This is a genomic window from Paenibacillus sp. NPDC058367 (assembly GCF_042723305.1).
Lineage (GTDB): Bacteria > Bacillota > Bacilli > Paenibacillales > Paenibacillaceae > Paenibacillus_AQ.
Map to the genome: position 1 here is coordinate 212,935 of NZ_JBHXIZ010000006.1, position 23,190 is coordinate 236,124.

Annotated in this window: 21 protein-coding genes; 10 read left to right on the forward strand and 11 right to left on the reverse strand. The window is 44.5% G+C overall.

What is annotated here, in order from left to right:
- Positions 1–86: 86 nt before the first annotated feature.
- Complete coding sequence (locus ACFWMP_RS26380; protein ID WP_076300354.1) at positions 87–1,061, forward strand: aldose 1-epimerase; 975 nt, start codon at positions 87–89, stop codon at positions 1,059–1,061.
- A gap of 202 nt (positions 1,062–1,263) precedes the next feature.
- Entirely contained in the window at positions 1,264–1,494 is a 231-nt protein-coding gene (locus ACFWMP_RS26385) for an alpha/beta-type small acid-soluble spore protein (protein ID WP_042130917.1), read from the forward strand.
- 149 nt (positions 1,495–1,643) lie between these two features.
- On the opposite strand, the gene ACFWMP_RS26390 is transcribed toward ACFWMP_RS26385, so the two are convergent.
- Both ACFWMP_RS26390 and ACFWMP_RS26395 read right to left on the reverse strand, forming a co-directional pair.
- The gene (locus ACFWMP_RS26390) at positions 1,644–2,054 is read right to left on the reverse strand and encodes a hypothetical protein (protein ID WP_042191621.1); all 411 of its coding nucleotides are present in this window, start codon (positions 2,052–2,054) and stop codon (positions 1,644–1,646) included.
- Between the two features lie 361 nt (positions 2,055–2,415).
- Positions 2,416–4,215: a M3 family oligoendopeptidase gene (locus tag ACFWMP_RS26395; RefSeq protein WP_379425195.1), complete on the reverse strand. Its 1,800-nt coding sequence runs from the start codon at positions 4,213–4,215 to the stop codon at positions 2,416–2,418.
- 118 nt (positions 4,216–4,333) lie between these two features.
- Between ACFWMP_RS26395 and ACFWMP_RS26400 the strand changes: the two genes are divergently transcribed.
- Complete coding sequence (locus ACFWMP_RS26400; protein ID WP_042130920.1) at positions 4,334–4,525, forward strand: YycC family protein; 192 nt, start codon at positions 4,334–4,336, stop codon at positions 4,523–4,525.
- Positions 4,522–4,752, forward strand: coding sequence for a hypothetical protein (locus ACFWMP_RS26405; protein ID WP_042130921.1), 231 nt, complete (start codon positions 4,522–4,524; stop codon positions 4,750–4,752). Before ACFWMP_RS26400 ends, ACFWMP_RS26405 begins: the two co-directional genes overlap by 4 nt.
- A gap of 92 nt (positions 4,753–4,844) precedes the next feature.
- On the opposite strand, the gene ACFWMP_RS26410 is transcribed toward ACFWMP_RS26405, so the two are convergent.
- Both ACFWMP_RS26410 and ACFWMP_RS26415 read right to left on the reverse strand, forming a co-directional pair.
- Positions 4,845–5,555 carry a DUF2225 domain-containing protein gene (locus ACFWMP_RS26410; protein WP_076285264.1) on the reverse strand — a complete coding sequence of 237 codons (711 nt, stop codon included), beginning with the start codon at positions 5,553–5,555 and terminating at the stop codon, positions 4,845–4,847.
- 36 nt (positions 5,556–5,591) lie between these two features.
- Positions 5,592–5,975, reverse strand: coding sequence for a globin domain-containing protein (locus tag ACFWMP_RS26415; RefSeq protein WP_042191628.1), 384 nt, complete (start codon positions 5,973–5,975; stop codon positions 5,592–5,594).
- Positions 5,976–6,387: 412 nt separating this feature from the next.
- Here ACFWMP_RS26415 and ylbJ point away from each other — a divergent pair, with 412 nt between their 5' ends.
- The 4 genes from ylbJ (at position 6,388) to ACFWMP_RS26435 (ending at position 11,332) form a co-directional block, all read left to right on the forward strand.
- Entirely contained in the window at positions 6,388–7,650 is a 1,263-nt protein-coding gene (gene ylbJ / locus ACFWMP_RS26420) for a sporulation integral membrane protein YlbJ (RefSeq protein WP_341146391.1), read from the forward strand.
- Between the two features lie 76 nt (positions 7,651–7,726).
- Positions 7,727–8,530 carry an NAD kinase gene (locus ACFWMP_RS26425; RefSeq protein WP_042191633.1) on the forward strand — a complete coding sequence of 268 codons (804 nt, stop codon included), beginning with the start codon at positions 7,727–7,729 and terminating at the stop codon, positions 8,528–8,530.
- A 157-nt stretch (positions 8,531–8,687) separates the two neighbouring features.
- Positions 8,688–9,872 (forward strand): stalk domain-containing protein, encoded by a 1,185-nt coding sequence (locus ACFWMP_RS26430; protein ID WP_339267067.1) that lies wholly within the window; start codon positions 8,688–8,690, stop codon positions 9,870–9,872.
- A gap of 20 nt (positions 9,873–9,892) precedes the next feature.
- Positions 9,893–11,332 carry a S41 family peptidase gene (locus ACFWMP_RS26435; RefSeq protein ID WP_339798507.1) on the forward strand — a complete coding sequence of 480 codons (1,440 nt, stop codon included), beginning with the start codon at positions 9,893–9,895 and terminating at the stop codon, positions 11,330–11,332.
- Positions 11,333–11,458: 126 nt separating this feature from the next.
- Here ACFWMP_RS26435 and ACFWMP_RS26440 read toward each other — a convergent pair whose 3' ends face one another.
- On the reverse strand, positions 11,459–12,067 hold the full coding sequence (locus ACFWMP_RS26440; protein ID WP_379425199.1) for a YutD family protein: 609 nt from the start codon (positions 12,065–12,067) through the stop codon (positions 11,459–11,461).
- A gap of 333 nt (positions 12,068–12,400) precedes the next feature.
- Positions 12,401–13,306: a lipoyl synthase gene (gene lipA / locus ACFWMP_RS26445; protein WP_042191639.1), complete on the reverse strand. Its 906-nt coding sequence runs from the start codon at positions 13,304–13,306 to the stop codon at positions 12,401–12,403.
- A 294-nt stretch (positions 13,307–13,600) separates the two neighbouring features.
- Here lipA and ACFWMP_RS26450 point away from each other — a divergent pair, with 294 nt between their 5' ends.
- A complete protein-coding gene (locus ACFWMP_RS26450) occupies positions 13,601–14,674 on the forward strand; it encodes a M23 family metallopeptidase (protein ID WP_081383020.1) in 1,074 nt (357 codons plus the stop codon).
- A gap of 157 nt (positions 14,675–14,831) precedes the next feature.
- Here the strand turns inward: ACFWMP_RS26450 and ACFWMP_RS26455 are convergent, their stop codons facing one another.
- Positions 14,832–16,532 (reverse strand): alpha amylase N-terminal ig-like domain-containing protein, encoded by a 1,701-nt coding sequence (locus ACFWMP_RS26455; RefSeq protein WP_379425202.1) that lies wholly within the window; start codon positions 16,530–16,532, stop codon positions 14,832–14,834.
- A gap of 121 nt (positions 16,533–16,653) precedes the next feature.
- Between ACFWMP_RS26455 and ACFWMP_RS26460 the strand changes: the two genes are divergently transcribed.
- Complete coding sequence (locus tag ACFWMP_RS26460) at positions 16,654–17,685, forward strand: LacI family DNA-binding transcriptional regulator (RefSeq protein WP_379425204.1); 1,032 nt, start codon at positions 16,654–16,656, stop codon at positions 17,683–17,685.
- A gap of 124 nt (positions 17,686–17,809) precedes the next feature.
- On the opposite strand, the gene ACFWMP_RS26465 is transcribed toward ACFWMP_RS26460, so the two are convergent.
- The 4 genes from ACFWMP_RS26465 to ACFWMP_RS26480 all read right to left on the reverse strand — a co-directional run bounded on the left by ACFWMP_RS26465 (position 17,810) and on the right by ACFWMP_RS26480 (position 23,008).
- Positions 17,810–20,791, reverse strand: a complete 2,982-nt coding sequence (locus tag ACFWMP_RS26465; protein WP_379425206.1) for an alpha-amylase family glycosyl hydrolase — start codon at positions 20,789–20,791, stop codon at positions 17,810–17,812.
- 263 nt (positions 20,792–21,054) lie between these two features.
- Positions 21,055–21,720, reverse strand: coding sequence for an alpha/beta hydrolase (locus tag ACFWMP_RS26470; RefSeq protein WP_042191649.1), 666 nt, complete (start codon positions 21,718–21,720; stop codon positions 21,055–21,057).
- Between the two features lie 151 nt (positions 21,721–21,871).
- On the reverse strand, positions 21,872–22,453 hold the full coding sequence (locus ACFWMP_RS26475) for a hypothetical protein (protein WP_076300362.1): 582 nt from the start codon (positions 22,451–22,453) through the stop codon (positions 21,872–21,874).
- An 18-nt stretch (positions 22,454–22,471) separates the two neighbouring features.
- On the reverse strand, positions 22,472–23,008 hold the full coding sequence (locus tag ACFWMP_RS26480; RefSeq protein WP_042191654.1) for a hypothetical protein: 537 nt from the start codon (positions 23,006–23,008) through the stop codon (positions 22,472–22,474).
- Positions 23,009–23,190 lie beyond the last annotated feature (182 nt).

Below are 23,190 nucleotides of genomic sequence, written 5' to 3' on the forward strand. Positions count from 1 at the left end.
ATCACTTAACCACTACCGTATAAATCTGTTATGATAAGGTTATCCATGTTCTATTCGATTACAGTTACGATAAAGGAGCATATCTCATGAAACAGGTGACCAAAGGGCAGTGGGGCGGTTATGATACTTATATTTTGCACAGCCGTGAACTGGAAGTCACGCTTTTGCCGCGACTAGGAAATAACGTGATTTCATTGTTTGATGTCAAGAAACAACGGGAAATTCTACGGCGGCCTGATGAAAGCGATCAAGCTTTCTTTATGCAAAAACCTTACCATTTTGGCATGCCGCTATTAATTCCACCCGGAAGAATTCGTAAGGGCCAATTTCAATTCGAGGGTACAAGTTATCAATTTGACCAGAATACCGCTAATGACAATCATATTCATGGTCTACACCGAACTCAGGCCTGGTGTGTCAGCGATATTGAAGAAGATGAGGATGGTTGCGCGGTCACTACTGAATTCCGAACGGAAGATGATCCACACTGGATGGAGCAATTCCCTATCCCACTTAAATTCGAAATGACGTTTAGGCTTCAGGAAGCCCGATTTACCCAAACTTTAAAGGTTACAAATCTTGGAGATCATCGAATTCCTTTTGGGATCGGTTATCACACCTGGTTTATGATTGATGGAGAACCTGAGCGCTGGAATCTTAAGCTCCCAGTAAATAGTATTTATGAACTGAACGATGAATTGCTCCCTAGCGGCAATCTGATTCCACTTGGTGATCTGGAAGCCTTGAACACCGGAATGAACATGCAGGGAACTAATTTTGATACTGCTCTACGTATTGGAGAAAAACAGCCTGTAGAAGCCTTATTATTACGTGATGATGGTTATGGCCTTCGTTATACTGCTGACGAGAATCTATTCCGTCACTGGGTGCTATATACCAAAGGACCGGCTGATCAATTTCTGTGTATTGAGCCCTATACCTGGCTCGCGAATGCACCGAATGTATCCGAGGATGCTTCCTTCACAGGTCTTTTAACGGTAGAACCCGGTCAAAGTCAGAATCTATCCACCGTGCTGGAAATGATCTATCCTGAGATTTAAAGCAGATATACATTATATCGGTCTTGCCTTGCGATTACGTAAGGGAAGACCGATTTTTTTGTGTAATCCCTAGTAATAAAGGATTTCTATCCTCACTTTTATTTCACTAATAATTACCATCCTTAAAACCTTTCGAAGTGATGCATGAATTAACCTCCTAGCGCTCATACTATCTTCACAACGGGCGAAGGAGGTGACACACATGGGTCAAGCAGGTCAAGGTCGTAGCAGCCGTTCCAATAACCTGGTCGTTCCTCAAGCAACTGCGGCATTGCAACAGTTGAAATATGAAGCAGCACAGGAGCTTGGAGTAACGATCCCAGCTGACGGTTATTACGGGAACTACACTTCTCGCGAAACTGGTTCTCTGGGCGGTTACATCACTAAACGTCTAGTACAACTGGCAGAACAACAACTGTCTGGTCGTCAGTAACAACGTTATCTTAAGTGTTTTATCCGGCTAGGGCGATATCAAGCATAAAGCCTAAAGCCGAGTAGCTTTTGAGCCCTCTCACACTTCTTTCTGAAGCTGTGGGAGGGTTTTTGATTTTCACAATTATTGAAATTTTATGTAAACAACGCTTAACCAAAAAACTGTTCGGAACTTTCAGCATAGGCATTACGAGGCGATCGAATCATTAGATTCGCCATATTATAATTGGACTCCAACGTAGCATCTACAATCACCATTCCCTGTCTAATGGCGAATTCATAAGAAATCTCACCATGCGTCCAACGCCGCTTGTATTTCAGGCTTTCCAGCGCCATTAGTCGAAAAGAAGACTGTTGTCCATCTGTCATCCCTTCTTTTGCATCAGTGAATACCCCGCTTCGCCCAGAAAGAGGATTATGTCGTATCCCGAATTTTCCGATCATGTTATTTCGTATTTGCACAAAAACCGTACCAGAAGTTAATCCCGATAATTCTTCCTGCAGCTCCTTAAACACCATATCCATCTGTCTCGCTAATGATAGTTGTTCCGTCTTAAGCATTACTTCTCCTCCTAAAAGTTTTGTGAGCATAGCTTGATTTGAGTGCACTTCGCAGAACCGACCTCGTAAGCGCTTGCTTATTTTTGTGAGTTCAGCCAAGTGGTACTCTAGCGTGCCTTATATAAGGCTTAAGACTCATTATAGGTTACTAACAAATGGCAAACAACATTATTCGGCAAAATTGGGTTATTATCCCTATAGATGCGCGAAATCCATAGATTAATCGCATATTTCTTTTTATAAATCGTGATTTTTCGACATTTTATCATTAAAAAAAGCCCCTGTATCAGGGGCTTTTGCGTGTTCATGCTGAAAAATTATTGTTTTTTCTACCGCTAAATTTGTCTTAGTTTAGACTTTTTCAAACTAATTGCTCCGTCATCTCCAAGAACTCATTAATGTCAGCTACAATCAGATCTGTAGCGCCTTGCCAGAAGTCCGGCTTCGTAAGATCCACACCCAGATGCTTAAGTACCAAATCCTCTAAAGTCATCACACCAGTATCTTGCAACAAGCTATCATATTTGTCTGCAAAGGACGCTCCTTCTTGCAGAGCCAGTCGATACAAGCCTGTGCTGAACATGTAGCCAACGGTGTAAGGGAAGTTATAGAACGGCACATCTGTGATATAAAAATGCAGTTTAGAAGCCCAGAAATGAGGATGGTATTCCGAAAGCACCCCACAGAAGGCTTCCTTCTGTGCTTCCACCATCAATTCAGACAGCTCCTCAGCATTTACAAGGCCTTCCTTACGTTTCTCATAAAAACGAGTCTCAAATAAGAACCGAGCGTGAATGTTCATAAAGAAGGCTACGCTGTTTTGAATTTTCGTTTCAAGCAACGCCAGTTTCTCTTCAGCGTTGCTAGCGGCTTTAACCTGAGCGTCAGATACAATGACCTCTGCGAAGGTTGAAGCAGTCTCTGCAACGTTCATAGCGTAGTTCTGATTAAATACAGGTTGATCATCCAGCAAGTAAGAATGATAAGCATGTCCCAGCTCATGTGCCAAGGTTGAAACATTGGAAGTTGTACCGCTATAAGTCATGAAAATCCGCGATTCCTTACTCTCAGGGAAGGATGTACAGAAACCTCCAGGACGTTTTCCCGGACGATCCTCAACCTCAATCCAGTTATTATCAAAAGCACGCTCTGCAAACTCTGCCATCTTCGGACTAAATTTGCGGAACTGGGTAACGATATCTTTAGCGGCCTGATCATATGGGATTTTACCTGAAGATTTACCCACTGGCGCTTCGACATCTACCCAAGAAAGAGCATCCAGTCCAAGCAGCTTAGCTTTACGCTGAAGATAGGTCAAGAGTGCAGGCTTGCTATTCGTAATCACGTCCCACATCGCATTCAAAGTATCTTGTGACATGCGATTGATGCTCAGCGGATCTTTCAGAATATCTTCCCAACCTCTTCCTTTATAGAGCTTCAGACGGAAGCCTGCTAAGTGATTCAAGGTATCCGCACAGTTATCTGCTGCTTCGGTCCATGCTTCTTCCCATTTATGGAACATGGATTGACGTACTTTCGGATCTGGATCATCCAGCTTGTTAAAAGCTTGACCTGCGGAGAGGAGCTTTGTTCCTTCTTCATCCTCAAATGGGATCTTAATCGAGCTTACAATCGTATCATAGTGCCCGCTCCATCCATGATATCCGTCAACGGCTAGTTCTAGCGCTAAGCTTTCCAACTCTGGACTCATCTTCTCACGGGCCAAGTCACGGCTCTCGCTCAGCACGAACGTTAATGGAGCAATCTCCGGACGTGCCATCCACTCTGCCCATACCTTGTCTGTAGTCTGACGAAGCACATTACTGAATTGTGAGCTAATGCCTTCGAATCCGGCACGCATACTTGTCACTCGAGCCGCCAGTCTTACCGCACCCTTGTCCATTTGATTCTGAGCGCCCAGACAGTCTGCGAAGGAAGAGACCTCCACAAGTCTTCCTGAACAGCTCTGAAGCAGTTCTATAACCTCGTCCAGCGCCTTTGTAGACTCAACATCCGTTGGAGCTACAGCATTCTTCACCAGACCCTGTAAGGCTGCAATATCTTGTTCAAGATTCTTTAAAAAGCTTTCTAACTCAGTAGAGGACGATCCTCCAGGAAATATGGAATCAAGTTCCCAAGTCAGTGATAATGGTTGTTTCATGTCTTCTCACCATTCCTTTGCTCTCATTTGGTTTTCTTTGTAATTGACTTAACACCATGGTAAAGTGAATAACGATACCGGAACATTCATAGCCGATAAACTTTAGGAGGGCATCCATATGAAGCCACTACAAATTTCACCGGAAACAGCCATAACGTTATCCAAGCAACTAGGCGTTCCACTGGAACACTTAATGCATATGCCCCAACATATTTTGCTACAAAAAATAGCTGAGCTATCCAAAAAGCAGAATTCACCGCAAGCTGAGGATGGAAATGAAGAGTCTCCTTCTGGGAAGGATTCACAATGATTCCTTTTAGTCATACCTGGCCTTATGACATTATTTTAGGCGATATGTATGTGCAGTATTGCCCTTTCTGCAACTCGGAGAATGTTCTTCTCCCTATGAAGCCAAAAGAATTGCAAATCGTTCGTGACGGCAAGAAAAAACTACTTGTCTTCCCATGTTGCAGCGCCAGTCCCACAGTTGTAGATAACGACGGAGATTACCTCCTATTCGATCGGGCAGTCCGATAAATAGAAGGTCATCTAAATCCCAATCTTACCATTTTTATAAAGCGCAGACGAGAGCATTACTCTCTTCTGCGCTTTTTGTTGTTCGTGAAGCTTTAAGAACCTGAAGGCAATCCATCGGCATCAATATCTACAGCTTCGCCGCGCATTTGCTCTCTTAGCACAACCCACTGCTCCCTGGCAGCTCGAATCATCGCAGCATCCATAATCTTCTGATCATTAATCAGGCGGGAAAACCACATTACAGCCACAGAGAACTCTCCGATGCGCCGGTTAAGTTCGCCGATAAGATACATGAGCCGGGCATCATTGCCAGCTATTCCGTCTTTTTCGTATACCTTCACATATTCAGCTAATGAATAGCGCAAAAAGCGTTGTTCCTGTTCCGTATTCCCTTGATACCGATACAACCAGGCAATGTGATGAAGCAGACTTGCAATAATTCGATCCTTATCGTTAATACTTTGAGCGCATAAAAGCGCCAGTTTATAGGTCTCAAGTGCAGTTTCCCAGCTTCGTTTATCCCCAAAGTCACGGCTCTTCCATCGTTTTCCTACCTGTTCATTAAATGCTTTTCGCTGCAGATCCGTCAGCTTGTCCGCTGAATTTTCTGTAGAGGCAAACCCACAACTCGGGCAGACACGTACAACATAATAATCCGGATTCTCGTTTTTGTAATATGCGCAAAAATCAGCATCGCGGCGGATAGCCTTTTTTAGGCTAGGGCGTACGCGAGAGGTTGAAAATTCATGTTCACAATTGCAACATTTGACCTTAATAGAATATAGGGGTATTAACTCTGGCAAGTACTCTCATTCCTTTCAGGATCAACCTGTCCCTTATTATTCCTGGGGCATGTTAACAAAATGATGTGCGGGACCTGCAAGGCGGCTAAGGACGAACGAACGTAGCGGCTCTTCTACGCCGGTCTCCTCAAGCGCCTCTTTCATACACTGCAACCATTCTTCAGCACGTTCTGGAGTAATGGGAATATGCATGTGCCTTGCTCTCATCATGGGATGTCCATGCAGTTCTGAATACAATGGGCCACCGCCAAAAAACTGTGTCAGGAATTGATACTGCTTCTCCAGAACAGGAGAAATGTCTTCAGGAAATAACGGACCCAGCTGCGGATGAAGCTGCACTTTGGCATAGAACACTTCCACCAATCGATGTAGCGCCTCAGCTCCTCCTAGGTTCTCATATATACTCTCATTTGGATTCATTGAGGTTACCAGCTCTCTTCCATATTAATGAAACGTTTCTTACTTTATTATACCAAAAAAAAGCACGGCTCGGATATCCGTCGAAAGTGCCCCTAAACGGCAGAAAAAAGACGCTAAACTATAGTTTAGCGCCTGGAGGTTATTGTCAGTAGGTCCGAAATTCTTCATCACCTGAAGGGACGAGAGAGACCCGGATCACATATACAAAAGCACAAACGAGAACTCCGGCTACAACGCTCATCGCCATCACTCCATCCCATTTATTCTTGTAACAGAGGGTGCATTTCTTATTTACATAATATCATATTTCGAACGAAAAAGCACCGATTTATGTAACCGCTTCCTTTATTTTTTTTGTGCTGTTTGTCCTTCTTTTCGCATACATCTAACCATAGATCAGGAGGCGTTAATTATGACTTTTAAAAAGATTGGCGGCCCACTGCTGGGATTAACATTGGCAGGCTGTATGCTGCTGATGTTGCTTCATCCGGAGGCATCCCTTGGCGCAGCCTTACGAGGCCTGGCCATCTGGTGGGATGTGTTATTCCCCTCCCTATTTCCATTCTTCGTCATATCCGAAATCATGCTAGGCCTAGGGATCGTTCATCTCTTCGGTGCACTGCTCGATCCATTGATGCGCCCTCTTTTTGGTATACCAGGTAGCGGCGGGTTTGTCGCTGCGATGGGATATGTATCAGGATATCCTGTTGGCGCTAAATTAACCGCTAAGCTGCGGGAACAGAATCTGATTAGCAGAGTAGAGGGCGAACGATTAGTCGCTTTCACAACCTCCTCTGACCCAATCTTTCTGTTAGGTGCAGTATCCGTTGGTTTCTTTCGAGACGCATCGTTGGGGCTTATCCTAGCCCTCGCCCACTATGGGAGCGGTTTGATTGTTGGCTTGCTAATGTCGTTCCATGGACGCAAAGAACAGAGCTCCCCCTCCCAAGACCCATCCATAACTAGTTCTACTGCCCCCTCTGTTCCAGCCAAAAAAGGTTTTGGAAGAATCCATGCAGCACTTCTTGCCATGGAGGAGGCTCGGCGCAAAGATGGACGGAGCTTTGGGGAGCTATTAAAGGGAGCAATCCAGTCCTCGCTAAAGCTTATTATTGTCGTAGGCGGTTTGGTTGTATTCTTCAATGTGCTAATGGAACTGCTAGCCCGTGCCGGTATCCTATCCTCCCTTTTTAACATGACCGGACATCTTGTGTCCCTTGTAGGTGGTCCTCCAGAACTAGCTCAGGCTCTCATTAGCGGATTCTTTGAGGTGACAATCGGTGCCCGTTCAGCAGGTGAAGCCGCAGCTTCCATCCCGCTTCAGTTCAAGGTAGCGGCAGCTGCCTTCATTCTCTCTTGGGGCGGATTATCTGTACATGCCCAGGTGGCAAGTATTCTGAACGGTACCGGGCTGCGGTATCTGCCATTTTTGACTGCACGGCTAATTCACGCCATACTCGCATCAGGATTGGTCTTGCTGCTCTGGAACCCTGTGATGAACACAGGGCTGTCTACCACATGGGTATCATTACCAGCCTCTGCTGCCTTTACTCCTTCTGCCTCAGGGATCACGGCAAGCCTCGCCCTGCTGAGCCTATTATTAACTGCTGCAATTCTAGTCTCACTGCTTATCCCTGTATTCATGACAATGATTCGATGGGTACGGCGAAGTTGATTAACATATTGTGTTCCGGGTCAAGATTGATTATGATCGGTGTATGACTGAATTATACAAAAGGAGCCTGTACATCTTGAGATATTATGTTCTGGACCGCGGTGATGAACTATCAATCAAACTTGCCGAGCAGTTTCACAAGCTGGCGGCGGAGCGGGACCTGCAACTGGATGCCGAGTCTCCCGAAATCGTCATCTCTATTGGCGGAGACGGCACAATGCTGCACGCTTTTCATACCTTTATCGATCAAATCCCCAATCTAGCCTTCGTAGGTGTGCACACAGGACACTTAGGCTTCTATGCGGACTGGCAAGCGGAAGAGCTACCCACCTTAATCGACTACATGTGCGGAACCGAGGATTCTGAGCCTCAGAAACCTCGTATCGTGAAATATCCGTTGCTTGAGCTGGAAATTCACAAGAAATCCGGTTCTTCGTCCCACATTGCCCTAAATGAATTTACCCTTAAAGGGGTAGATGGAACTATAATGATTCAAGTTGACATCAATGATGTTACCTTCGAAATGTTCCGGGGTGATGGGCTTTGTATTTCTACTCCTTCTGGTAGCACGGCCTATAACAAAAGCCTTGGGGGAGCCATGGTTCACCCATCTATAGAAGCGCTGCAGATTGCCGAAATCGCCTCAATTAACAACCGCGTATTTCGAACAATGGGGTCGCCATTACTACTGCCGAAGCATCACCATTGCGATATTCTTTCATGTAAGGATCAGCGCTTACTACTCACGATAGATCATAACAATATCCCAGTAGATGATCTGATTTCAGTACGCTGCCAAGTATCGGACAAGAAGGTCAGTTTCGCCAGGTACCGTCCTTTTCCGTTCTGGAACCGTGTACGTGAAGCTTTTTTAGTTTAAGATTAACCTTCGATCCAACGATTTTCAGTGGCTGGAGATATCCATTTCTCCGGCTTTTTTGTGTGACAAAACTAACACCAACTGATAGACTGAGAGAGAAGCCAAATGGTATAATGAGGCTATTTTACAAAGAGTTACATAAAAGGAGAGAGTACTGTTGAAAAGATTTTTATCCCTCTTAAGCATAAGTCTACTGGCCCTCATACTTGCGGTCCCGGCTTTTGCAGCATCGAAACCAATTGATGTTTATATTAACGGAAGTAAGGTTTCCTTCACCGCTGGATCCCCATACTTAGCGAACAATTCTGTACTTGTACCTTTCCGGGTTGTCTTTGAGAAGCTTGGACTTCAAGTTCTCTGGGATGCCAAAACTGGAACGGTAACAGGAAAAAGTTCAAATCTTGCGATTACCCTCAAAATTGGCAGTAACCGCGCTACTGTTAACGGAACCGTTAAAAAACTAACCACTGCACCAGTTTCCTCAGCCGGCACTACATACATCCCTTTGCGTTTTATCGCAGAGGCAACCGGGGGCACAGCTGTCTGGAATTCTACCAGTAGAAGTGTACAAATTACTACTCCTGTCTCCAAAGGTAAGGACGAAGCAGCCATTACAGCATTAATCCGTTTGTCTAATCAATATTTCAATGAAGAAAAAGCGACTAGCTTCTACTCCCTTATGGATCCGGAGTACTCTTACACGGAATCAGTGGCCGAACTCAATGAATCTTTTAAAGCTTTTGACATAAAGAATACTATTGATAGCTTGGAAATCCTCGACATTACAGCTGACGAAGCCACTGTGTATACGCTTGAAAGTTCACGCAGAATAGGTGGAACTTATACTCCAGATACAGAGAATGAATACGTATATACCCTGGTCCGCAAGAACGGAAGCTGGAAGATTTCATCCGTGGAATCCCAAAGCTCGACCGTTCTCCTTACTCATGAACAAGGTATAAAACCAGCAGCCAACATCCCTCAAAACGATGCGGATGCCATCAAAGGTACTATTAGCAAGTATTATCAAGCAATGAACGAACAGAATCCTACAGCAGTTCTTTCCACGATGACTTCATATGGAGAAGAATATGATTCCTCTCTCAAGGCAGATTTGGATGATTTCTTTGCTTCGTATGATATTACCTATACTCCAGGCATTTCAAATATTTATTATTACAGTGCCAAGGAAGCTGCTATATATGTAGAAAGCAAAGACAAGGAAGCTAGTGAAGAGGAGACTTATGAGCAGGGCCTTATCTATATTCTATCCAAGTCGGATACTGGTGTTTGGACAATCGATGACACATATAGCATCTACAATAAACTTGTGAAATCCTAATAAAAAGGGTGTTTGATTCCATGAAATCAAAAAAAATAATAAGTGCACTGTTAACCAGCTGTCTAGCTTTATCTATTACATTTGCTCCACTGGCTTCCGCTGCAGATGCCGCTAAAGCTTCCACAGACAACAGTGATCTTATTAATGAAGTAATGAAGCTGTTGGAGAACTATAATCTTTCAGATGTAGATAAAGATATTTTGATTCGCGGAGCAATTGACGGCATGGTGAACACACTGGATGATCCATACAGCCAATACTTCAATTCCGAGGAAGCGGCGCAATTTGAACATGCGGTTGATCTCGAATACGTTGGCATCGGTGTTAAACTTCAATATACGCCAACAGAGCTCTACATCGAAGAAATCTCTCCAGGTTCTCCTGCTGAAAAGGCAGGCTTGAAACGCGGCGATACGATTCTCAAAATCAACGGAATACCTGTTGACGAAACGGATGATTCGGAACTAAGTGGAGCCGCGGGCACTAAGGTCACCCTGCTGATCCTCAGAAATGGTGTCACAAAATCTTATGTTGTCACCCGAAATGAATTGAACTCGACTTCCGTTTTTGGAACCCTCATTGGTCCGAAGATTGCCTATATTTCGCTAAGTGGTTTCACACAGAATTCTGATGAAGAATTCGCCGCTATGCTGAAGAAGATGCGTACAGCGGGAATGAAATCCATGGTGCTTGATTTACGCGATAACTTGGGTGGCTACATGGATTCGGCATACAACATTGCCTCTAGTTTTATGGATAAAGGCATCATGATGTATACCTCTGATCAAAGTGGCGCGTTAACTCCTGTAACGATTACTAGTGGCAGCAAAATCGGTGTGCCCGTCGTAATTCTAACCAACGAATACACTGCAAGTGCGTCAGAAGCTCTTACGGGCGCCCTGCGCGATAACAAGCTGGCTACTGTTGTAGGCACTCGTTCTTACGGCAAAGCGCGTATTCAAAGCCTACTTCCAGTGTCTAATGGCGACATGCTGAAATTGACCACGCAGAAATATCTAACACCTAAAAAAGAAGACTTTAATCATATTGGTCTCGCACCGGATATTGAGGTAAAAGGGAAAACTGCACAGTTGATTACCGCCCTGCAGATTGCTGGAATGAAGACTTTAGAAGTCACCGGAGATCATCATATCTTAAATATCAACGGGGTTCCTTTTGCTGGTAATGTTGGTCTTGTTAAGCAGGGCGATAAAACTTATGCTTCATCGCTGGTGCTGGCTGCGCTTGTCGAGGGCGAGATCACCTGGGATGCCAAGAACAAGAAGGTCATCGTAAAGAGCGGAACAGGCACATCTACAGGCTTTACGCTTTCCTCCAAAGAGGCGCTATCTCAGAATGGTGAGACCTACATTGAATTAAATGCCTTTAAGAAGAAGTTTCCGGCACTCGTATGGAGTTACAATGCTACACAGAAGCAATTGAAATTATCTATAAAATAATCCATAAGAAAAGGCAGCAATTCTCCAGAGACAGGGTTTGCTGCCTTTATTATTTGTACATATCTATTCAAAAGAAAAAAGCTGTCTCATTCGTAGAAGGACTCTACTTATGGTCAGCTTTCATCGTTAAGATTGTGGATTTTCTATGTTTTGTGTGTTTTGATTATTTTGAGGCTTTTGTGTGTTTTGGGGTTTTTGGGATTGACCTTGTGGTGGTCTGCTTTGAAATTCCTTTTTGGATTTCTTCCCTTGCGAATCTTTACCCCGGTGATTTCGACTTTGATGTTCTCTCAAAGGTCTATCCTTAGCAGAAGTCATCTCTTTAAATGCAGCAGATGAATTCGAACCTTGCTTAGATGATGTTTCTTTAGAGGAGAGCTCCTTATCTATAGCCGCTCCATCATTATCTTCAGCTTCTAGCTCCGAATCTTCTTCCTCACTCGGCTCTGGTATTTCTTTGATCAGAATATCCTTGAACAAACCTTCTTGTGGTACCTCTTTTAACTTATGCAACACAAAATATGCGCAGCCAAAATTGCAATATTCATTAATATAATCGACCATGCCAGAAATCGCTGTATCTCGATTCACCTTTGGGTGGTTGTCCCGATAAAAACCTTTCAAACGCAGCTGACTGTAACCCCAGTCACCAATAATGTAGTCGTATCTTTCCAGCACTTCGCTATATCTTCCGCGAAACGCCTCCGGATTCCAACCATCCTTATGATCTAACATTAGTTCGTAGCCTTTTCCGCCTATAACGATCAAACCTTTTGTCGCCTGCCTTTCGAAGGAAAGTATTTTCGTTGATTATGCCGTCATTTCCGAGAAATATTGGGCTTTCGGTCGCTGTTGTTGATTAATTTCTTCTATTTGAACCGCATCAGCGGTGAAATTAATCAACAAAGGCGAACGCTACGCTCCTACAGCTCCAACATTTCTCTCCAATGACTCAAATCAACGTTTTTTTATGTGTAACCTATGGGCTGAGTGTTTCAGAACGCTATCGCTCCTTCAACCCTCTCCTTAATAAAACCTTTTTGTGACTTTGTCACTATTTCAAAAAAATTAACTAGAAGAAACCGTGCGCTCCTCACGAGCTTGAGCAGCAGATTTCACCTGCTCATGCGCACGATAAGAGCTGCGAACAAGCGGAGCTGATTCCACATGGCTAAAGCCACGCTTCAATCCCTCTTCCTTAAGCAGCGCAAATTCCTCTGGTGGATAATATTTCTCCACATTCAAATGCTTTGGAGAAGGCTGTAAGTATTGTCCTAAAGTCAATATATCACAATTTACGGCTCGTAAATCATCCATTGCTTGTAAAATCTCATCCCACTCTTCACCGACTCCAAGCATAATGCTTGATTTGGTAGGAATATCCGGCTTCATTTCCTTAGCTCTGCGCAGCAGTTCCATCGAACGGCGATACTTCGCTTTAGCCCGAACACGGTCTGACATCCGTTCCACCGTCTCAATATTATGGTTAAGAATGTCTGGATTACTGTTCATAACAATCTCTAGACTATTCCGTTCTCCCAGGAAATCTGGAATCAATACTTCAACACTACATAACGGAAGGCGTTTACGAATTGCCGCTACCGTCTCAGCAAAAATCTGGGCGCCACCATCCGCAAGATCATCACGTGCCACACTGGTCACCACGCAATGGCGAAGGTTCATTCCCTCTGCAGCTTCTGCTACACGTTCAGGCTCCTGCAGGTCCAGCTCTGTCGGCAACCCTGTATTCACAGCGCAGAAACGGCATGCGCGAGTACATATATCACCAAGAATCATAAAGGTAGCCGTTCGATTTGCCCAGCATTCATAAATATTCGGACACCTAGCTTCTTCACATACGGTATGTAAAGTTTTAGAACGCATCATGCTCTTGATTTCCTGATAGTTATCACCGGTAGTTAGCTTGATTCTAATCCAATCCGGCTTAGGCTGCTTTGCTGTTTTATTCGTCAAAATATTAAACCCCGCTTCCTCCTGAATGTGATGCTGCAGATGAAAGATGCTGCCTCATATTATACCATGTGCGCTTTACAATTGCCTGTTTTTGTGAAATATGCAGGGCATCTCAATTTCGATTCCGGCGAAGAATTTACTGGTACCTTTAGACAAGAACGGATAAAAAGTAGCCTTTTGCTTCAATCTATAATAAAAGCTTTATCCGAAGTGCCTACATTCAATTCTACGCCCGGACAAAAGGAGGCTGTTATCTTGCTGGCCCTATTTAAGAATACTAATAACCGGAGATCTATGTTATGTCTGTCCGCGGCCGCTATCCTTTGGGGTGGTTTAGGCCTTCCCGTTCCAGCAGCTGCAGTACAGGCTACAGTCCAACCGGTGGAAAGCAGCGGCAATTCTGTTAATGCTAGCAAAGAATCCATATGGTCTGCCCGTAGGGGGATTTATGATCAACTGAGTGCAGCCACTGGAATCCCTTGGTTTAGATTCGCAGCCATTGATCAATATGAACGCACCATCGCCAAAAAAGGTTCCTCAGACAAACCCGTCACCAACCGTCTTACTGGAATCATGATTCCAGCACCCGTATGGTCCGGTCCACTCAACCCGGATCAGGAGGATACTTCTCCTGAATCCATCACTTTCTTTAACGGCTTCGGCCGTGATGGCTCAGGTGATGGAATCGCCGATCCAGAGAATGATGCTGATGTTCTATATAGTATGGCTAGACACTTGCAGAAATATGGTGATTCACCTAATGATTTCAGCATTGGCATTTGGGAGTATTATCACAATGGTCGTGCCTCTCAGCGCATAGCTCAGTTCGCCAAGCTATATGAACATTTTGGTCGGCTTGACCTATCAGGTAATGCTTTTCCACTTCCCTTAAGTAATTCTTATTCTTATCGTAGCACTTGGGGAACCGGCAGAAGCTGGGGTGGGGCACGTATTCACGAAGGGACTGACCTCTTTGCACCGCAAGGTATGCCAGTACGCAGCACCTGCTTTGGTTTAGTGGAAACTAAAGGCTGGAACCGCTACGGTGGCTGGAGAATTGGAATTCGTGATATCGAGAACCGTTACCATTATTACGCCCATTTATCCGGGTATAACAAATCCATTTCTCGTGGAGATATCGTCTCACCAGGTGAAATCATTGGCTGGGTTGGCAGCTCAGGTTACGGAAATCCAGGAACACAAGGGAAATTCCCGCCACATCTACATTTTGGCATCTACCGTGACCGAGGGATTACTGAATGGGCTTTTGACCCTTTTCCGTTGCTAAAACAATGGGAGAATCAGGAGTATAGAGACTTAAAGAACAAAAATAAAAAAAGTGCTACAAACAAGGAAAAACGCCTTTAGCGTCCCTAAAGGACGGTCAGCGTTTATGCGAGAAATATAAGGATAATCTTATACTTTCTTAAATTTTAAAAAAGAAACGGCTTCGCCATCCTTTGGAGATGACACCCGTTTCTTGATGAATAAGGCCCCTTCTTTTGAAGAGAGGCCTTATACTATTTTAGTACAACATTAAACATCCAAACGGTTCAATGCTCACTATAAGCTTGTTATTATTTTTAAAAGTAGCTCCTGACTGTAAATCAGTAAGCAAATTCTTATCCGAACGATATACATTAAGCTCAAGCTCGTACGCGTTCGGAGAATTATTGATAATTAAACCTATCTTCTCTTGATCTATTCCCCGTGTATAACCGAAGACATTACGGACTTCATCCGTGAACCAAGGACGAAACTTACCTTTTCGTAGAATATCACAGCTTTTTCTTAGGAAAATCAGCTCTTGATACCACTTCAGCAGCGCTGTATTTTGAGCTTGCTCTTGCCATACCATAGCTTTTCTACAGTGAGGGTCCGTAGCTCCTTCCATCCCAACCTCATCCCCATAATAGATCATCGGAATACCGATATAAGTCATCTGAAAAAAAACTGCCAACCTCATGCGCTGTATTGCCGTACTCTCGCGGTCCCAGCCACGCCCCCCCTCCTTACACGCTGTAAGAAAACGCAACGTATCATGACTGCCAATCAATTGAAACATAGCCGAATTCGCCTGGTCATTATACAACGCCTCCTGATGGAGTACTTGCTCCATAAAGCGATCTGGCCCTGTTGACTGCTCTGCAAAGAATTCCAGCACGGCATCCCGAAGCACATAATTCATGCCACCATCGAATTGATCCCCTCTAAGCCAAGGCCCAGAAGCATGCATTATCTCTCCAATGAGTAGAATTTCAGGAAATTCAGACTTGAGCTCTTGCTGAAACCGGGACCAAAAAGCCGGGTTGACCTCATTCGCTACATCAAGACGCCAGCCGTCTATTTCTGCTTCACGAATCCAATACTTGGCAACTCCAATCATATAATCTGCCGTCTCGGGATGATCCATATTCAGCTTAGGCATATGCGCTTCAGCTTTAGCGAATGTCTCATAATTCGGGGCAGGCGTCTGTGTTACGGGAAAAGAACGAATAAAGAACCAATCTTTATATGGAGACTGCTCGCCTTTTTCCATCACATCTTTAAAAGCAAAGAATTGATCTCCCGAATGATTAAACACGGCATCCAAAATGACCCTAATTCCATGACGATGTGCCTCACTGACTAGCGTCTTCAATCCATCTACATCGCCAAATGCAGGGTCGATCTTATAATAATCGGAGGTGTTATATTTATGCTCGGAAGGAGACTCAAATACAGGCGTCATGTAAATAGTGTTCACACCAAGCTGCTGTAGATAAGGTATTTTGTCCGTAATGCCTTTTAGAGTTCCACCATTGTAGCTGCTAGGATAAATTTGATAGGTCACCGCATCCTGGCTCCATAACGGTAACTTCAAAGCCTCAGAATGGTGAAGATATGCATATTGAAAAGAACCTGCACGCTCCCGATTCTCCGACGCGCCCCTCTCTCCATACCAGATATACTGCCCCGCAGCATTCGCTATATGGAATAGATATCTGCTTCTTCTAGTGCTGGTCTGAATAATTGCTTCATGAATCTCATAAATACCGGCCGACCCAATCCGCTCCATCTGCAAAGGAACTTCTTGCCCCGGAGAATCATAACGATCCGAGTGGATTACGGTACAGGATAATTGCTGTCCAGCTTGTGTAAATAATCTGAGCTTCAGGGTCCCTGTACCTACAGGATAGGCAAATGGATCTTCACTTGTATGATATACAAACCATGATTGAGGCATAACTTATGGACTCCTTCTATACTTTTATCGTTCTATCTATCTGTTCATACATCATTAGAGAGACTGCTAAATTTGTGTTATTATGGTTACAAATACCGTTTTCAAGTTATGAGGGACGACGATGAAAGTAACGATTTCTGATATTGCTAAAGCAGCCAATGTGGCTAAATCTACTGTATCTAAAGTACTAAATGATTCCCCAAAAATATCACAGGAAACGAAACAAAAGGTTCGAGAGATTATGAAGCAAATGAACTACACGCCAAGCAGTATTGCTACTGGGTTAGCTAGACAAAGCAGCTGCAATATTGGCTTACTGGTCGATATGTCTAAAGAAAGTGAGTTTCTGAACCAATTCTTCTACAACATTATTGGTGGAATCGAGAGCGTAATTGCACCTTTAAAATACGAGCTGACCATTTCCAATGTGCAACATAGCAGTCCAGAAGGCCATTTTCTAAATAGGCTTGTGTTTAGCAAACGTGTCGACGGTATTATTGCCAACAACTCCGTGCTGACTGAAGAGCTATCTGAAGAACTGAATCAACTGGAGTTTCCTTACATCTCCATTGGAGAGATTATGACCCCCGGAAGTTGGGTTGATTTCGATAATGAAGCAGGCGGCAACATGCTGACCGAGCATCTCATCGAACAAGGTTATTCAAAGATAGCCTTCATAGGCGGGCAGCAGCAGGAAAAAATTTATACACATCGCCTAGGTGGATACTTAAGCGCATTACAGCAGGCTGACCTTACCGTTCCTCAGCAATGGATCATTAACTGCAAGGCTGATGAACATGAAAGCTATCATGCTGCACTTGAGCTTTTGCAGCGTGAAGAACGGCCAGACTCTGTGGTGTGTATGAACAGTTATGTAGCCTTTGGGGTGCTTCAAGCCGCAAAAGCACTCGGAATTGATGTTCCATCTGAACTCGGCATCGCCGCTTTCGATGAATATCCGCTGTCCCGATATACAACACCTCCTTTAACTTCGCTTAATATCGATACGTTTAAGCTGGGTGTATCTTCAGGGCAGCTGCTGATGGAGCGCATTCGTGGCAATGATGCGCCCCACAAGCATTTGCTACTAGAGCCAGAACTAATTCCTCGTCAATCCACGATGAGAGCTAAATTCTCTGGAGCAACTTCATAATTGGACTACTTTTCTATTGTATCTTCTACAATGAAAAAGCTTCGTACTACTTACCAAGGAGCGGCCCCACACGGGGGCCGCTCCTTGGCATGTGAAAGGTATTTTGATCCACTCTTATAGTAACTTATAGATCTTTCCAACGCTGCACGGTCAGGTTCACTGTTTGTGCGCCGCCTGCTGGAGTAAGCGTTCGATTGGAAATGTCCGATCCGTTCGAGTTTACCTCTACATTAGTCCAAGCGCCCCGCGTAACTTTATATTGCACCGCTGTTCCTGCTGGTAAGCTCAGTGTGATGGAGTACACCCCATCACTACCTTTAGTCAGTTGATAGGCTGGATCCGCTGCATTCCAGCTGTTGAAGGTACCGGTAAGATACACAGGTCCGCTCGCCGGAGTAGACGCTGGAACATTTACACGAAACGTCACACTGTCTGCTTGAGGTTCCCCTGCACTGATACTTCCGTTCACCAGGCTCCAGGTTCCAGCATCAAAATGGTAATTACTGCTGCCGTTGTTATCCCATGTACCACTGCCATTATTAAAGGCTGCGGTCAGTCCGGCTGCAGTGCCCAGCTGAATTGTGATCGACTTATATCCTGGGAAAGAAGAAGCTTGAAGCTGTTCACCAGGAGCCGTCGTCCAGACTGTCGCCCCATCCAGCTTGTAATGAATGTAAGAGCTGCTGTAAGCCGTATTCTTATAATAGATCGTTGCAGTGTTGCCAGTCGGTGTAGTCGTTGGTGTTGGGGTTACCGTTGGCGTAGGCGTTGGGGTTACTGTCGGCGTTGGTGTCGGTGTTACTGTTGGTGTTGGTGTCGGTGTCGGTGTCGGTGTTACTGTTGATGTTGGCGTCGGTGTTACTGTTGGTGTTGGCGTTGGTGTCACTGGTCCACCCGATGTAATACTTCCTGTTGGCGTATAAGTCCAGGTTCCAGTACCGAATAGATAGTTGCTCCCCCCGTTACTGTCCCATGTGCCACTGCCGTTGTTAAAGCATGCTTCAAGCTGGCTGGCGGAACCGATATTAATCGTTATTTTGTTGTATCCGGCTACTTCAGATACAGGTATAGCCACACCCGGAGATGTCGTCCATGTACCTCCTACTGGGCGATAATGAATATAAGGCGAGGTATAACCTTGCTTATAGTAAATCGTGACACTGTTCCCTGCTGGTGTTGTAATAGAAGCAATCGCACTAAGAAGAGATAGATTGCCTGCGGCATCAAATGCTTTTACCGTGTAGTTATAGGTAGTGCTAGCGGATAAACCATTGTCCGTATAGGATGTAGTCGCCGTTGTGCCTACCTTGACACCATTACGATAAACTTCATATCCAGTTACGCCTACGTTGTCGGTAGAAGCCGTCCAGCTGATCAAAGCGCTAGATGCATTCTGAACAGTTGCCGTTACATTAGTCGGAGTAGTTGGAGGAACTGTTTCTGATGGTTGTTGTTGTTTCGCATAGATTTTGGCTGAATTCGCACCTACAGTTACAGTAATTTGCTTTCCAGTTACTCCACCTGATTGTACAGTCACTGTATCTGCAGTATTCAGCTGATTATACAAAACTGTTCCTGCGGTCAAACTACTCTCGGCACGTAGCGGGATAGTTACCGTTTGCGAACCATTAGATTGATTACTAAATACAGAGATAGCTTCTTGACCTTGATTAGTTCCAGTGTCGATACGACGTGAGAAGGCATATAAGTTCTGTGCAGCCCACATTTCACGTTGAGTACCTGTACGTAGTGCTGGGTTATTTTTACGAATTTCATTAAGTTTGGCTACGTGCTTGTAGGTGCTGGCATTTTCATTAAAATAGTTCTCAATCACGTTTCCGCTTGCATCCCGTTTCACCATAGACCAACGGTTCCAAGTATCCGCAATACCGCCTGTCATGATCTGACTGTTGCCATTGCCTTTGTTCTGCTCTGTTCCTTGGAAGACAACCGGTGTTCCACGAACTGTAAAAATAAAGGTTAAAGCATTCTGCAGCTTATCAACGCTTCCCCCGGCTTCCGTTAGAAAACGGTTGCGGTCGTGATTGTCGATAAAGGTAACCATGTGATTGGCATTCCCGTTGTAGTAGGAATCCTGTGCCAAGGTGCTTTTGATATTGGACTCAAAAGACTGCCCATAAGCAAAGCTGTTAAGTACGGAGAAGAACATTGGGAAATCGAGCATGCCCCATTCCTTATTGTTTCCGACCCAACGTGAGACAAATTCAGCATTTCCGTCGAAATTCTCGCCAAATGTATTAACGCCCAGATAATTTTGTAGTTCACCAATATCTGTTGGCTTCATCAGCTTGGCAGCATCCACACGCGCACCGTCAGCGCCTGTATAATCAAACCAGCCTTTGATGGAATCGAATATCGCCTGCTTAGCCGCAGGAACATCGAAATCAATGTCATCTAGCCCGCCCAAATCATGATTCTCTAAGTAATCCTGCGCCCACTGATCATATCTTCCATCCGCTAGAGACCAGTTAATATCTCCATTATGGTGGTACCATGCTGGATTATTGAACGGAGCCACTGGCTGTAATGATGGGATATCATAATAGGCTTGGGAACCTAGCATATAATCACCGACGTGGTTTGGCACAACGTCAATCACTACTTTGATGCCAAGCGCATGTGCGGAATCCACAAGCTCTTTCAGCTTCTCCTTCGTTCCGAAGTATGGATTGGCAGCGTTAGGGTTCTTAACGTTGTATCCGTGATAGGCTGTATTTTTACCGGTACCGTTGTTTTCCCGGTTAGTCATTTGTGGCTCAGCCACTGGGGAAATCCAAATCGCGGTATAGCCCATATTTTTAATATATGATAGCTTATCGATAATCCCCTGCCAGTCTCCGCCTTTCATATAACGGAAATCTTCCTCAGAGTTTTCTCCATAGCGAATTGCCGCACCAGTAGCATTGTTGGAAGTATCTCCATCATTAAATCGGTCAACCATAATCTGATAAATAGTGTCGTTCTCATTAATCGTGCCGATGCTTGCCGCTTCAGCTTTTTGCGGTGTTAAGACAAACAAATTAATCACGGTAGAAAGAAGAATAGATGTAATTAGAACGGGTACATACCATAACCTACGTTTCATTGCGTGCATCTCCCTCTCTTATTAAAGCGTATTCATAACACTCTAAAGCCTACTTCCTTGATTAAAAACCAAGCCCGCCCAGTGATGTCTCTAATGTTTTTAACGTCTTTAACACAAAAAACAAATAATTTTAGGGAAACCGGTTTCCCAACTAAAAATTACCATGATTGTGAATGCGTTGTCAAGATATAAAATTTAAAATTTCAAAGAAAAAGAGCCTCCTTATTGGGGGCTCTTTGGGGTTCATTATTCACCTTATATGCTTAGCTTCCTACACTCTGAATAAAATGCAGTACTTCATTCATAATCCGGTCCTTATCTTCACAATGACAAACCATATGACCACTGTTATCCACCATTATCACCTGTTTTTGGGCTGTAGGAATCGTATGCTGCAGGAAGTCAGCGCTTCGAGTCTTAACCAAATGATCTCGCTTACCCTGCACGATCAAGGTTGGAGTCTCAATATGCGGATAGATTGAAAAACTCTCCCGGACCAATCGTTGAAACTCTCTCGTCGCCCTTGGGGGCGTTGAAGTGAATTTATTAATATACGTTTTTAGCATGGAAAAGCTCCCAAGAGTCTTAAGAATCTCCACAGGATTCAGCGGAAATACGGGAGTGGACAATAAAGTAAGGGATTTGATCCAGGGTTTATACCGTACAGAAAGATGTGAAGCAATAAGGGCACCGGTAGAAAAGCCGATCAGATGAACACCTTCATCCGTCTTTAACAGCTCTGTCAATTCATCTTCAGCACTCTGTTGCCAATCATGTCGATCCGAATGCAATAGATCATTCCTGCTCCCCCCATGCCCTTTCAGTGTAAACGTTCTGGAACGGTAATTATGCTGCTCCATAAACTGGGACAAGGGAGAGATCTCATGCTCACCTCCGGTAAAGCCATGAATAAATAAACAACTTTCCATAATTGTCCCTCTTTTCACATTCCAATCTGACATGCAACTTTATTGTATAATGCCAATCCCCTTTATTTTCTATACATTCCACCCTTTTATGTAAAACCTCAACCCAAGTGATGTCAAGGTTCAGCTCTGTGAATGGTTCGCAGCAAGAACGCTATTGTTCCCACCAAAGAAGACCCAACGCTGAGGTAATCGTTAAACCTACGGCGGAGCTGGATGAGGTTACGTTAGCACAAATAGCAGTCCCAGGCGGGACAATGATGCTGCCCGTAAAGTTCTGTGTGAAAGCCCCCGGTGCCAATTGATAATTGAAAAGCGTCGTTCCCCCGCTAATGGCTGCTGTGGAAGACTGAACGGTCATCGCACTCGTCGCCGAGCTGCCCAAATTATTATTCGTTGGCGTTAAGATTGCTGGTGAAGTTACCGTCCCTCCTTTTACAATTGTAAAGCTACCCGACATTGCGGATAGTAGAGAAGAACCGCCAATACTGCCGCTTATACGTGAGATATAAACAGTTTTCCCACTGCCTGAAGCATTGCTAATCCGAATAGAAGCGATTGCGGAGATTAGACTAAGTACGACCAAACTAGACGCGGATGTGTTAGTTGAATACAAGACTGCAGCCTGCGAAGCGCTTATTTCAGGCGGCGCGCTAATATCTGGCGCTTGGAAGGTGTTCACCATATCCACATAAAGCGGTTGATCGTTGTCGTTAAATACAAATTGATTAGGCATATTTATCCCCTCCTGTTTCTAATATTCCCACCAGCTGATAGACGTTGTCGCCGCTGATGACCCCGATGCAATCGTTACGGAGGTAGTGATGGAATTTCCGGGAGGAACAACAATTTGTCCAGTAAAATCAACAATGACCGGACCGACCGCCAGCAATAGAGATACTAGAGTAGCCGGACCTCCAGTAGGCGCAGCTGTAGAGGTTCTTGCCGTCATAACACTGGTTAACGCACTGCCAAAATTATAATTAATCGGTGTAACGGTGGTTCCGGTGACCGTAGCGTTCCGAAGTAGTGATAAAGTAACCGCCGCCGTCGCTGAGCTGGCAGTAACACGGGATACATATAAGGTACGTCCGCTTCCTCCCGGATTACTAATCTGAATAACTAACGGGGCAGCCGTCGTTACCGTAGAAGTAAATGGGATTCCAAACAATAACCCCGCCTTAGCTGCTCCCCCCTCAGGAGCTGAATCTATACCAGGTGCAACATACGTATTGACTTGTTCTGTAAAAAGTGGCTGGCTACTCTGATTGAATACTGAGTCGTTCGGCATGAGTTATCCTCCCCGTACTTAAGCTTATTCTATTTTATGCCACACTCATTAACAGGTTGTGGGAATGTGCGTATATTGCTTTTTCTGCCCAATCACCCCCTATTTCCCACCATATATTAATATCAAACCATTCGAATGGCTAAGGATTGTCCCTATCGGTTTGCAGCTTATTGGACTGCGGT